Below are 12,329 nucleotides of genomic sequence, written 5' to 3'. Positions count from 1 at the left end.
GACCGCGGCGTCCCGCTTGCGCTCTGGTGCGTGCCGACTTGATCAACACCGGCGCTGGTGGCCGCTGTTGCTGATCGGTCTGCTATTGACGCCGCCGGCGACGGCCCTCAAGCTCGAGGTTGAGGTTAAGGGGTTGGAAGGCGAGCAAAAGGCCAACGTACTGGCCCTGCTGGCCATCTATCAGGAGCGCAACGATCCCACCCTGACCGGGGCGCGGATGCAGGTGCTGCATCGGCTCACCCCCGAGCAGATCCGCACGGCATTGACCCCCTTCGGACTCTATCGTGTCGCCGTCAAGGACAGTCTGACGGCGCCCACCGAGCAGCGCGGGGCCTGGGTCGCCACCTATGGGGTCGATCCCGGTCAGCCGGTGAAAATCACCGCGGTCAATTATCGGGTGAGCGGCCCCGGGGCCGAAAACCCGGCCTTTCCTAAGGAGTTCCCCCTAAAGGTGGGGGATGTACTGCTGGACAGCCGCTACGAGCAGGCCAAGTCCGATCTGCGCTACGCCGCCTCCTCCCATGGCTACCTGGACTACCGACTGGTGGAACATCAGGTCCTGGTCGATCCCGTGCACGCCAGCGCGGTGGTCAACTTCGTGCTCGAGACCGGGCCGCTTTATTTCTTCGGTCCGGTCAGTTTCACCCAGAACCTGCTGAACGAGGGCCTGCTGCGGCGCTTCGTGCGCTTCAAACCGGGTGACGTCTACAATCCGGACCGGCTGGTGAGCCTGCAATCGCGCCTGCTCGGCACCGAGTATTACAGTCGGGTGGAAATCCTGCCCCATAAGGACCCCACGGGCCAGAGCCAGGTGGTGCCCATTGAGGTGTTCGCGAGCCGCAACAAGGCCAATAAATTTCGGGTGGGCGGGGGCTTCGCGACCGATATCGGCCCACGCCTCAGCCTGGACTGGCAACGCCGCTATCTGACCCCCATGGGGGATAATTTCCGTACCTTCCTGAGCCTGTCCCCGGGGCTGTCACGGTTCAACTTTGACTATCGTCTACCCATTGGCGATCCCCGCCGCGACTATTTTCGGATCAATCCGGACATCTCCCATTACGATAACAGCACCCAAAAGGGCTCGATTGCGTCGATCCATTTTGGTCAATCCATCGTGACACCGGGCGGCTGGCGGCGCGATCTGGGGATCGACTACCGCTACGAGAACTATGAGATCAACGGCGTGGTACAACCCGCGGTCAATGAGCTGGTCCCTAACGTTTCCTGGGCCAAGACAGTGTCCGACGATCCGGTTTACACCACCAAGGGGTACCGGATCAAAGTCGCCGTGCTGGGGTCCCTGGCGGGGGTGATCTCACCGACATCCTATTTGACGGGACGCGTCGACTTCAAGTGGATCACGAGCCTATCACCAAACTATCGATTCCTTACTCGCGCCGACCTGGGCGCCACTTGGGCCGCCAACGTGAACGACCTGCCGGCCAGCCGCCGCTTCTATGCCGGCGGCGACAGCTCGATTCGCGGTTGGGGTTACGACGCACTGGGCCCCAACAGTCCGCTCAACGACCAGACCATCGGCGGGCGCTACCTCGCCGTGGGCAGCCTGGAATTGGAGCGCAAGATCAAGGGCAACTGGAGTGGTGCCGTCTTTACCGATTTCGGCAACGCCTTCGATCCGGCCTATCAAGAGGTTTTCAACCAGAGTGTGGGGTTGGGCGTGCGCTGGCGCTCCCCCATCGGTCAGATCCGCCTGGACCTGGCCTTTGCCCTGACCACGGGCCAAGGTCCAAGCACCTGGGGGCTGCCGCCGGCCCGGCTGCACTTCATCATCGGGCCAGATTTGTGAGGTCGCTTTGATGGCAGCCCTATAACACTGACCTCCGTGGGGCGTTGCCCGGCCAGGCGCTGATCCCGCCGGGCCGCGCTAGACTGCTCGCAACAGGGCATTATCCAGCGGCCGCACGGGGCGAGCGCCTAATGCTTAAAGTTGTCCCAATACAGTGGCCCCAGCGGAAACAGATTTTTCGCTCTACCTTGACTAGCTGTGGGGCATGTACTAGCCTCAGTCAGACACAAGGGGCGCGGGCGGCCGAGGCCTTGATCGTCCTGATCGCCAGCCTTACCTTTAAAGTCGCGGCGCGAGCGTGCATCAATGTTAACCAAGCCGAGGAAAGCCATGAGTAAACTGCTTGAAGAACACGATTTTGAAGCTGCGGCGCACTTGATTAACTGCGATGTCGCTGCAATCAAAGCCGTAGCGGAGGTAGAAAGTTCAGGTAGCGGGTTTTTGGAAGACGGAAGAGCAAAGATTCTTTTTGAGGGGCATATTTTCTACAAATACACGAAGGGCAAGTACCAGACCTCTCATCCCGATATTTGCTATCGCTCCTGGACCACTAAGTTTTACCTTGGCGGGGTAAAAGAATATTCCCGTCTGGAGAAAGCAGAAGCCCTTAACAAGACTGCCGCGCGGATGTCCGCAAGCTATGGCAAATTCCAGATAATGGGGTTTAATTTTTCCCTCTGTGGATACACGTCAGTGGATGGTTTTTTTACGGCAATGCAAACCGATGAGGGTTTGCAACTGACCGCGTTTATCGAGTATGTGAAACATGTGGGGCTGGATAAAGCGCTGCGGACTCATAAGTGGGCCGACTTCGCAAAAGGCTATAACGGCCCTGAGTATTGGAAAAACAATTACGACAAAAAAATGGCAGATGCCTACAAGAAGCACGCAAAGCAACAGTAGCGATCACCATGGCTAAACGCCTGTTCTTCAAGCGTTAAGTGGCCTCTTGGGCATTTCACTGACGGCTGGCAGCGTCAGTACATGCTGTGCACGGGCCCCGGCCGATCTGCTGTCACAGGTAAAGCAGTATCGCAAGATAGTGACTGACGCTGCCGGCCAGCACGAACAGGTGCCAGACGCCGTGGCACCAGGGCCAGCGGCCGTCGAGCGCGTAGAAAATCACCCCGATGGTGTAGAACAGTCCGCCCGCCAGCAGCCACCCGAAGCCGGCCGCTGGTAGGGCGGCAATGATGTCGCGTAGGGCAAAGACGATGAGCCAGCCCATTAAAAGATAGATGGCAACCGAAAGCCCGCGCCCGCCCTTACCGCGCAGGGTGTCAATCACCATGCCCAAGAGGGCCAAGCCCCAGACCGCACCGAACAGCCACCAGCCGATTTCACCCTTGAGGGCGACAAGGGTGAATGGGGTGTAGGTGCCGGCGATCAGCAGATAGATCGCGTGGTGGTCGAAGACCTGGAAGATCGCCTTCGCCCGGCCGCGCAGGCTGTGGTAGAGGGTGGATGAGAGGTACAGCAGGAATAGCGTCACCCCGTAGACAGTGAAGCTGATGATCCGCGTGGTCTCGCCGGCGACACCGGCCAGGGTCACCATCACGGTGACCCCGATCAGGGCCAGGACGGCCCCGACCAAGTGGGTGATACTGTTGAAGCGCTCGCCTGGGTACATCCTGGGTTCGACTCCCTAGCACTGGGTCGGTGGATGGGATAGGCCGGTCACAAACGGGCTGCGAGTCTCAGCCAGACAACCCTGATCTCTGTGATTCCAGCCACTTGCGCAGTCGGGTCGAGTCACCCACCGGGCTGCGCTTACCCGGTGAGTCCAGCAGCACGATCGAGAGCAGGCGCCCGCCGATCACCGCCCGCATCACCAGACAGTGCCCCGCCTCGTTGACGAAACCGGTCTTGCTCAGTTCTAGGTGCCAGTCCGGGTTTCTCACCAGCGGGTTGGTGTTGCGGTAATGTAGGGTACCCCCGTCTCCATAGGGCTGGACCTCCATCTCCCCCGTGGTGGTGATCTCGCGGATCAGCGCATAACTGGAGGCCGCCCGCGCCATTTTCACCAGGTCTTCGGCGGTGGATATGTTGTTCCCGTCCAGACCCGTGGGGTCGGCGAAGCGGGATTCGGTCATCCCCAACGCCGCCGCCTTGCGGTTCATGGCATCCACGAAGGCGGGTTTACCGCCGGGGAAGGTCGTGCGTCCCAGGGCCGAGGCGGCACGGTTATCCGACGACATCAGGGCGACGGCCAGCACCTGCCGGCGTTGTAGGGTGGCGGCCCGGTCGATGCGCAGCCGCGAACGGCTATGGCGCATTTGATCGCGGTCCTCCTCCAGGATCGTCACCGGTTCATCCAGGGACACCGCGGCGTCCAACACCACCATGGCCGTCATCAGCTTGGTGATGGAGGCGATCGGCCGCTGGTCGCGCGTGCGCTTGGCATAGATCGGGTGCCCGGCTTCGTCGATCACCAGGATCGAGGCGGAGCTCAGCCCTAGGCGCGGCAGCACGATTTCGGGTATCAGGGGGCGGGGTTCCGGCACCGGCGTCGCCATGGCCACAGTGGTCGTCACGGGAGGCGCCGTTGGCGCTTGCGCGGTGAATTGCGCCTCGACCTGGGCCGCCCGCGGCACAACCAGTGCAATTGCCAAAAAAAACAGTGGGGTGCGAAGAGTCGATCTCACTGGGAGGTCCTTGAATGAGAGGGAAGGTCGCCGAGCGGACCTCAGGGTTGAGTCTGGCACGGGCAGCACCGCGACCAGTTTACATGGTAGCCCGGGTTGCGGCTGGCGTTAAGGGGGGAATTCCCGAAGCGCATTGATTGGTGGCGCTGGCCTTGCCGGCCAAACCGAGCTGGCCGGCAAGGCCCGGCATCTTACTCGATGCCCGCTTCCAGGAAGTCGAAATAGCCGCTGCGGTTGAAGATGATGTGGTCCAGGAGTTCGATCCCGAGCACCACCCCCGCCGTCCACAATTGCCGTGTCGCCGCCAGATCCGCTGCTGAGGGCTGCAAGCCGCCCTCCGGGTGGTTGTGGGCAAGGATGAGCCCGGAGGCGCGCTCCGCCACCGCATCGGCAAAGACCTCCCGCGGAGGGATCGGGCTGCGGTCGATGAGCCCGATGGAGATGACCCGCACACTCAGCAACTCCTGATCGCTCAGGGCGGCCGCGCCCCGGGCGAGCAGTTTCTCCAGGTGCGTCGGCGTGTCCGTTCGCGGACAATAGGGTCACCTTGAGCCGGCATTCCCGAGACCGCCGCCGCTCTGCCCCAACCCTGACCGCCCCCCGGAGACCCGCTATGCACCTGGACCCTTTCATGATCTCGCTCGGTTTCGAGGGTGAGACCACCGCTCCGGGGGAGGCGCGGATGCGGGTGCAACTGCGCCCCGAGCACCTGAACAACTGGGGTTCCGCCCACGGTGGATTCCTGTTTACCTTGGCCGACTCGGCCTTTGCGCTGGCCTCCAACTCACACGGGACCCTGGCCGTGTCGTTGAGCGCACACATGGAGTATTTCAGGCCGACCCGCGTCGGCGATACCGTGGAGGCGGTCGCGCGCGAGGTCAGTCTGACCCGGCGCACCGGGGTCTACCAGGTAGAGGTGTCCTGCCAGGGCGAGTTGGTCGGACTCTTCACCGGCACGGTCTACCGCAAGACCTGATTCGCCGCTCTTCACCGAAAGGGGCGGCGCTTGCACGCCCCCCGTACAGCTAGCCCCCGCGGCAGCCGCGTTTTCTCCCCCAAGGAATTTAGACATACATTTCATTGCGTTTGTTGCAAGGAAAAGCAACGAACCTTAGGGTATTCTCGCGCCCGTTCGTCCACGTCGGGCGCACGCGGTAATGTATGTGCAAACGCAACAGGGGGGTTCCCATGACCAGCAATCCCACGGTGGGTTGGGTCGATATCGTCGTCATCCTCGGCTATCTGCTGACCACCGGCTACCTCGGGTGGCTCGGCTACCGCGGCACGCGCACGGCGGCCGATTTTCTGGTCGGGGGGCGCAGTGCCCATCCGGTCGTCATGGCGGTCTCGTACGGGGCGACCTTTATCTCGACCGCGGCCATCGTCGGTTTCGGCGGGGTCGCCGGCATGTTCGGCATGAGCCTGATGTGGCTCACCTTCGTCAACATCCTGTTCGGCATCTTGCTGGCGTTCACGGTCTTGGGCGAGCCGACCCGGCGTCTGGGGCACCACCTGGGGACCCACACCTTCCCCGAACTGCTCGGTGCCCGTTACCAGAGCAAGGGGGTCCAGGTGTTTGCCGGGGCGCTGATCGCACTTTTCATGCCGCTCTACTCGGCGGCGGTGATGACCGGCGGCACCGTCTTTGTCGTCACCCAGTTCGGGGTGGACTTCGAGGTGGCGCTGCTGGTTTTTGCCCTGATCACCGCGGCCTATGTGATCCCCGGGGGGCTCAAGGCGGTGATGTACACCGACACCTTCCAGGGCCTGGTGATGATCGTGGCCATGGTCTACCTGCTGTGGTTCACCTACTCGAGCCTGGGCGGGGTCGAGCCGGCGCATCGTTATCTGACTGACATGGCCGACCTGGTCCCGCCGTCGCTGCAGGCTATCGGGCATCAGGGCTGGACGGCCATGCCGGCCTTCGGCTGGGGGGCGTCCGGCTATGACCTGTGGTGGACGGTGGTCACGGCCATCATCCTGGGGGTGGGCATCGGGGTGCTGGCGCAGCCCCAGCTGGTGGTGCGCTTCATGACCGTGCGCAGTCGCCGGGAACTGGACCGTGCCGTGCCCATCGGTGCCGTCTTCATCCTGCTGATGGTTGGCACGCCCTATCTGGTGGGTAGTCTGTCCAACGCCTGGTTCGCCCAGCATGGGCCGCTGCTCAAGGGCCAGGTGGTCAAGGAACTCGACACCGCGAAAGGCCATGCACTGGTGGGCCTCATGAAAGAGGCCAGCCCCGGGCGCTGGGCACCGGTCATCAACCCGAAGACCAATCAGCCGACGGTAGCGCCGATGGTCCTCACCGGCCGCGAGGCGGGGCTGGATACGGCCGGTCAGCCACTGGCGCTCGTCAGTGGCCGCTCGCCCTCCGTGGTCTATGCCAAGGGGGACCCGGACCAGATCATTCCGACCTTCATCAATGCCGCCGTGCCCCGCTGGTTCGGACTGGTCTTCTTCCTCTGCCTGCTGGCGGCGGCCATGAGTACGCTCTCGAGCCAGTTCCACACCATCGGTACCGCCGTTGGACGCGACCTCTACGAGCGCCTCACCGGCAAGTCGGGGCGGGAGCCGAGCGTATTGGTGATGCGTGTCGCGATCATGATCGGCCTGCTGATGTCCGTGACCATCAGTTACAACGTGCGCGAGGAGTATGTCATCGCCCGCTTCACCGCCATCTTCTTCGGGCTGTGCGCGGCGACCTTCCTGCCCGCGTATATCGGCGGGCTCTTCTGGCGGCGGGCGACCCGTGCCGGAGCGCTTGCCTCAATGGCGGTCGGCCTGGGTGTCTCGCTCTTCTGGCTGTTGCTGATCAAGAGCAAGGAGGCCAGCGCCATCGGCCTGGTGCAATGGCTCACCGGCGGCAAGACGAGCGTGCTCGCGGGCTATCCCAACTGGCCGATGGTGGACCCGATCATCGTCGCCCTGCCGCTGGCGATCCTCACCCTGCTGCTCGTGAGTGCCTTCACCAAACCGGTGGACGCGCGGCACCTGGGGCTGTGCTTTCCCGAGACCAGCGGGCGCTAGGCCCTCCGGCATAGGCTCTCCTGAAGGGCGACCGGCCTTGGTCATACTCCCGGCCGTCGATGTTAGGTTGCGGGGATCTCTTGCCACGGAAGCACACGGAAAGCAAAGAAAGCAAGGAAAAAGAAGAATGTTTCCTTGTCTTTCCGTGGCAAAACGGCGCCTGATTTTCTACCCCCGCGGCAGCGGCGTCTTCTTCCCCGCCGCATCCAGACACACAAAACGGATGTGGGTCTGGAAGATGGCCTCCTCGGCGCCGGTCTCCAAGTCGTCGGCGAAGACCTGAACCTCATACTCCACCGAGGTGTTCCCCTGGCTACTCTCCCGCGCGACGAAACGCAGCACGGTGCCCTGATGCACGCCGCGGCGGAACTCCACCTTGTCCATCGACACGGTCACGAAACTGCACCCGGGATAGTCCCGGCTGGCGGCGATCCAGGAGATCTCGTCGACCCACATGAGCGTGAAGCCGCCGAACAGATACCCGAAGTGATTCAAGTGCTCGGGTCGCACCACTTTGTAGCTTTCCACGAAATATTTCCCCTGCGGTGTCTTGAAACGCTTAACAACATGCATTTAATTGCGTTTTGTCGCGGGAAAAGCAACCGGCGTTGGGGTATTCTCCCGCCCCGTCGCCCCTGTCGGGCGAACGCGACATTTGGGTACAAAAACGCAACAGGGGGCTTGCATGACCACTAATCCCTCGGTGGGGTGGGTCGATATCGTCGTCATTGTCGGCTATCTGCTGACCACTGGCTATCTGGGCTGGCTGGGTTACCGGGGCACGCGCACGGCGGCGGACTTTTTGGTCGGCGGGCGTAGCGCCCACCCGGTGATCATGGCCATCTCCTACGGGGCCACCTTCATCTCCACCGCGGCCATCGTCGGCTTCGGCGGGGTCGCCGGGCTCTTCGGCATGAGTCTGCTGTGGCTCACCTTTCTCAATATCGGCGTGGGTATCCTGCTCGCCTTCACCGTGTTGGGGGAGCCGACCCGGCGCCTGGGCCACCACTTGGGCGCCCACACCTTCCCGGAACTGCTCGGGGCACGCTACCAGAGCAAGGGGATCCAGGTCTTCGCCGGGCTCCTGATCTTCATCTTCATGCCGCTCTACGCGGCGGCGGTGATGACCGGCGGTGCGGTCTTTGCCGCCAGCGAGTTTGGCGTGGATTTTGAGATGGCGCTCCTGGTCTTCGCCCTGCTGACCGCGGCCTATGTGATCCCCGGCGGGCTCAAGGCGGTGATGTATACCGATACCTTCCAGGGGATCGTGATGATCGTCGCCATGATCTTCTTGCTCTGGTTCACCTACGACAGTCTCGGCGGGGTGAGCGAGGCGCATCAATACCTGACCGGCATGGCGGACCTGGTCCCGGCGCCGCTGCAGGCCATGGGCCATCAGGGCTGGACGGTCATGCCCACGTTCGGTTGGGGCGCGCCGACCTACGACCTGTGGTGGACCGTGATCACCGCCATCATCCTGGGTGTCGGTATCGGCGTCCTGGCCCAGCCGCAGTTGGTGGTGCGCTTCATGACCGTGCGCAGCCGTCGTGAGTTGGATCGGGCGGTGCCGATCGGGGCTCTCTTCATCATGCTGATGACCGGCACCCCCTTCGTGGTCGGCAGCCTGTCCAACGCCTGGTTCGCCCAGCATGGGCCGTTGCTCAAGGGGCAGCTGGTCAAAGAGATCGACGCCGCCAAGGGCTATGCCCTGGTGGGTTTGATGAAAGAGGTCAGACCCGGCCACTGGGCGCCGGTGATCAACGCCAAGACCAATCAGCCGACGCTGGCGCCAATGGTGCTCTCCGGCCACGAGACGGCGCTGGATTCTACCGACAAGCCCCTGAATCTGGTCAGCGGCCGCGCGCCCTCGGTGGTCTATGCCAAGGGCGATGTCGACCAGATCATCCCGGCCTTCATCACCACCGCCTTGCCCCGCTGGTTCGGGCTGGTCTTCTTCCTCTGCCTGCTGGCGGCGGCCATGAGTACCCTGTCGAGCCAGTTCCATACCATCGGGACCGCCGCCGGGCGCGACCTCTATGAGCGCATCACCGGCCGGCACGGCACCGAGCCGAGCGTGCTGGTGATGCGTATCGCCATCATGCTTGGGCTCCTGATGTCCGTCACCATCAGCTACAACGTGCGCGAGGAGTATGTGATCGCCCGTTTTACGGCGATCTTCTTCGGGCTCTGTGCTGCGACCTTCCTGCCTGCCTTTGTCGGCGGGCTCTATTCGCGGCGGGTGACCCGGGTCGGCGCCTTGGCCTCCATGTTCGTCGGCCTGGGCGTTTCGCTCTTCTGGCTGTTGCTGGTCAAGTCCAAGGAGGCCGCGGCCATCGGTCTGGTGCAGCAGGTCACCGGAGGCAAGACCAGTATCCTGGCCGGCTTTCCCAATTGGCCGATGGTCGACCCGGTGGTGGTGGCCCTGCCGCTGGCGTTCTTGACGCTGATCCTGGTCAGCGCCGTTACCAAAGCGGTTGACGCTCGGCACCTGGAGCTGTGCTTTCCCGAAACCAGCGGTCGCTAGACCCTGAATGCACACGCCGCCCGCACCGCGCCGGCGGTGCGTTGCGCGCAGTCAATCCATCCGAATCCATTGGAGAGAATCATGCTCGGCATTCCAGACCCCATGGTCCTGGCCGCCTTTCTGGGCTGCATCGCGGTCACCGCGATCAGCGTGATCTATGGCGTGGTGCGGCGTAATGCCGCGGTCGACGAGGTGACCCGCGAGGATCGCGCCTGGGCCATTGAAGAGAAGAAGGTGGAAGATGAACTCTAACATCAGGCGGGCCGCCGTCGCCCGTGTACTCGCTGGGGCCGCACTCTGCGCCCTGACGACCCTGCCCGCCGCGGCCGATCAAACGTTCGGCAAATTCACCCTCGGTGCGGATACGCGCCTGCGCGAGGAGTACATCGGCAACATCGGACTCTCCCAGAATACCCTGACGGCCACGGGTGCCAACACGGGTCTGGAGAGCCCCACCGCGAACCGCGTCTTTCAGCGCTACCGTCTGCGCGGCTGGGCTCAGTGGGCGCCGAGCGAGCACTTTGCCCTGAATACCCGCCTGATGTGGGAGGGTCGTCATTACACCCTGCCCCCAAAAAGCGCGTGGCCGCTGATACCCGGCTTTCAGACCTGGTACGACGGCGGTGTTCTGTTCGATGGCCTGAGTCTGGACTTCAAGAAGATCGCCGACACCAACCTGTCGCTCAAGGCCGGTCGCCAGGACATCATTCTGGGTAACGGCTGGCTGGTGCTGGACGGCACCCCGATCGACGGCTCGCGCACCATCTACATGGACGCCGCCCGCGCCACCTATGTGTTCGACGCCATCAAGACCACTTTCGACCTGATCTACATCAACAATGCCCCCAACACGGACCGCTTCCCCAAGCCATTGAACGGCGCCATTGAGGATCAGACCGAGCAGTTCGAGCAGGGCGCCATCCTCTATGCCCGCAACAAGTCCCTGATGAAGGATACGGATCTCGACCTCTATGCCATCTACAAGGGCAACCGGCCGAATTACACCACTGGAAATATACGCGTCAACAACGGCTACCCCTTCGCCTCCACCCCGGACGATGGACGTGTCTATGCCGTGGGTACCCGCATCGATTCCAAGTTTACGCCCCACTGGAATCTGCGGGCTGAGGCGGCGGGCGAATGGGGTACGAATCGGGTCAATTTCAACGTCCCCAGTCAGAACATCTCCGCCTTTGGCTTCAACGGCCGTCTGACCTACGCCTTCAACGACAAGCTGACCAACCGCCTGCACCTGGACTTTGAGTACCTCTCCGGCGATAACCCGAGTACCAAGAACAACGAGGCCTTCGATCCCCTCTGGGGGCGCTGGCCCCAGTGGAGCGAACTGATGATCTACCAGTGGCCGCTGGATAGCCGGGTCGGTCAGGCCACCAATCTGATTCGTGCCAACCTGGGTTGGATCGCCAAGGTCCATCCGACCACCGAGGTCCTGGTCGACTACCATGCCATGTGGGCCGACCAGCAGAGCGTGCGCAACACCAGCCAAGCCTTCAACATCAGCCACAACGGGAACTTCCGCGGCCACCTCTTCACCGGCTGGGTCAAGACCAAGTTCAACAAGTACGTCTCCGGGCACTTGGTCGCCGAATACCTGGCCCCGGGCGACTTCTATGCCGTCAATCGCCGGGATGGTTCCTACTTCATGCGGGCGGAGGTGGTGCTGGCGTTCTGACGAGAATCGACCCGCCCCCCCTTTCGCAAGGCGGGTCGATCCCTGTACACTCTGTTCCCGATCAGCGCCACCGCAGGCGCTGGTCCCTTTCGCCGGTGTAGCTCAGTTGGTAGAGCGGCTGATTTGTAATCAGCGGGTCGGGGGTTCGACTCCTCTCGCCGGCTCCAAGAAAACAACGGCTTAGACTCTCATGGTCTAGGCCGTTTTCTTTTGAGCAACCAATGAGCAACCACGCGACGCAAAGTCGGCACCGTTTGCCGTTCCTCGGGTCGCTTCTAAGTCGGGAGTCAGTAACCCGCAGAACGGCACCGGCCGGGCCTCGACTGGGCAAGGTGCCCGGTGCCCTGGGATCTTCACCAGGTGGCCACGGTTGCAGGATCGGCACCCGCGGGGCCTCGACTGGGCAGGGTGCCCGGTGCCCTGGGACCTTCACCAGGTGGCCACGGTTGCGGGATCGGCGCCGGCAGGGCCTCGACTGGGCAAGGTGCCCGGTGCCCTGGGACCTTCACCAGGTGGTCACGGTTGCAGGATCGGCGCCGGCAGGGCCTCGACTGGGCAAGGTGCCCGGTGCCCTGGGACCTTCACCAGGTGGTCACGGTTGCAGGATCGGCACCGGCCGGGCTTGACTGG

The 12,329-nt window shown here is 62.9% G+C and carries 11 protein-coding genes and 1 tRNA gene; 8 read left to right on the top strand and 4 right to left on the bottom strand.

Going from position 1 to position 12,329, the window contains the following annotated elements:
* Positions 1-67: 67 nt before the first annotated feature.
* Both QZY44_RS07060 and QZY44_RS07055 read left to right on the top strand, forming a co-directional pair.
* Complete coding sequence (locus QZY44_RS07060) at positions 68-1,810, top strand: BamA/TamA family outer membrane protein (RefSeq protein ID WP_295444207.1); 1,743 nt, start codon at positions 68-70, stop codon at positions 1,808-1,810.
* Positions 1,811-2,140: 330 nt separating this feature from the next.
* The gene (locus QZY44_RS07055) at positions 2,141-2,713 is read left to right on the top strand and encodes an N-acetylmuramidase family protein (RefSeq protein ID WP_295444204.1); all 573 of its coding nucleotides are present in this window, start codon (positions 2,141-2,143) and stop codon (positions 2,711-2,713) included.
* Positions 2,714-2,825: 112 nt separating this feature from the next.
* Here the strand turns inward: QZY44_RS07055 and QZY44_RS07050 are convergent, their stop codons facing one another.
* The 3 genes from QZY44_RS07050 to QZY44_RS07040 form a co-directional block, all read right to left on the bottom strand.
* Positions 2,826-3,440: a hemolysin III family protein gene (locus tag QZY44_RS07050; RefSeq protein ID WP_295444201.1), complete on the bottom strand. Its 615-nt coding sequence runs from the start codon at positions 3,438-3,440 to the stop codon at positions 2,826-2,828.
* Between the two features lie 67 nt (positions 3,441-3,507).
* Complete coding sequence (locus tag QZY44_RS07045) at positions 3,508-4,344, bottom strand: serine hydrolase (RefSeq protein ID WP_295444198.1); 837 nt, start codon at positions 4,342-4,344, stop codon at positions 3,508-3,510.
* Positions 4,345-4,646: 302 nt separating this feature from the next.
* Entirely contained in the window at positions 4,647-4,916 is a 270-nt protein-coding gene (locus tag QZY44_RS07040) for a JAB domain-containing protein (protein ID WP_295444196.1), read from the bottom strand.
* Positions 4,917-5,068: 152 nt separating this feature from the next.
* On the opposite strand from QZY44_RS07040, the gene paaI reads away from it, so the two are divergent.
* Positions 5,069-5,431, top strand: a complete 363-nt coding sequence (paaI, locus tag QZY44_RS07035; RefSeq protein ID WP_295444193.1) for a hydroxyphenylacetyl-CoA thioesterase PaaI — start codon at positions 5,069-5,071, stop codon at positions 5,429-5,431.
* A 212-nt stretch (positions 5,432-5,643) separates the two neighbouring features.
* Positions 5,644-7,482, top strand: coding sequence for a sodium:solute symporter family protein (locus QZY44_RS07030; protein WP_295444190.1), 1,839 nt, complete (start codon positions 5,644-5,646; stop codon positions 7,480-7,482).
* A 168-nt stretch (positions 7,483-7,650) separates the two neighbouring features.
* Here the strand turns inward: QZY44_RS07030 and QZY44_RS07025 are convergent, their stop codons facing one another.
* The gene (locus QZY44_RS07025; RefSeq protein ID WP_295444187.1) at positions 7,651-8,010 is read right to left on the bottom strand and encodes an acyl-CoA thioesterase; all 360 of its coding nucleotides are present in this window, start codon (positions 8,008-8,010) and stop codon (positions 7,651-7,653) included.
* Between the two features lie 157 nt (positions 8,011-8,167).
* Here QZY44_RS07025 and QZY44_RS07020 point away from each other — a divergent pair, with 157 nt between their 5' ends.
* From QZY44_RS07020 to QZY44_RS07005, 4 genes are all read left to right on the top strand, one after another.
* Positions 8,168-10,006 (top strand): sodium:solute symporter family protein, encoded by a 1,839-nt coding sequence (locus tag QZY44_RS07020; protein ID WP_295444185.1) that lies wholly within the window; start codon positions 8,168-8,170, stop codon positions 10,004-10,006.
* A gap of 81 nt (positions 10,007-10,087) precedes the next feature.
* Positions 10,088-10,258, top strand: a complete 171-nt coding sequence (locus QZY44_RS07015; protein WP_295444182.1) for a symporter small accessory protein — start codon at positions 10,088-10,090, stop codon at positions 10,256-10,258.
* Complete coding sequence (locus tag QZY44_RS07010) at positions 10,248-11,699, top strand: hypothetical protein (protein WP_295444179.1); 1,452 nt, start codon at positions 10,248-10,250, stop codon at positions 11,697-11,699. The genes QZY44_RS07015 and QZY44_RS07010 overlap by 11 nt, the downstream gene beginning before the upstream one ends.
* A gap of 91 nt (positions 11,700-11,790) precedes the next feature.
* Positions 11,791-11,866: transfer RNA gene (locus QZY44_RS07005), tRNA-Thr, on the top strand.
* Positions 11,867-12,329: the final 463 nt, after the last annotated feature.

The organism is uncultured Thiodictyon sp. (assembly GCA_903837595.1).
In the GTDB taxonomy this organism is placed as follows: domain Bacteria; phylum Pseudomonadota; class Gammaproteobacteria; order Chromatiales; family Chromatiaceae; genus Thiodictyon.
This window is presented reverse-complemented; position numbering and strand designations above follow the sequence as displayed.

What these genes read in the sequence shown, in the direction of transcription:
- QZY44_RS07055 (WP_295444204.1), top strand. Translation starts at nt 2,141, where the DNA reads ATGAGTAAACTGCTTGAAGAACACGATTTTGAAGCTGCGGCGCACTTG.
- QZY44_RS07050 (WP_295444201.1), bottom strand. Translation starts at nt 3,440, where the DNA reads ATGTACCCAGGCGAGCGCTTCAACAGTATCACCCACTTGGTCGGGGCC.
- paaI (WP_295444193.1), top strand. Translation starts at nt 5,069, where the DNA reads ATGCACCTGGACCCTTTCATGATCTCGCTCGGTTTCGAGGGTGAGACC.
- QZY44_RS07030 (WP_295444190.1), top strand. Translation starts at nt 5,644, where the DNA reads ATGACCAGCAATCCCACGGTGGGTTGGGTCGATATCGTCGTCATCCTC.
- QZY44_RS07020 (WP_295444185.1), top strand. Translation starts at nt 8,168, where the DNA reads ATGACCACTAATCCCTCGGTGGGGTGGGTCGATATCGTCGTCATTGTC.
- QZY44_RS07015 (WP_295444182.1), top strand. Translation starts at nt 10,088, where the DNA reads ATGCTCGGCATTCCAGACCCCATGGTCCTGGCCGCCTTTCTGGGCTGC.
- QZY44_RS07010 (WP_295444179.1), top strand. Translation starts at nt 10,248, where the DNA reads ATGAACTCTAACATCAGGCGGGCCGCCGTCGCCCGTGTACTCGCTGGG.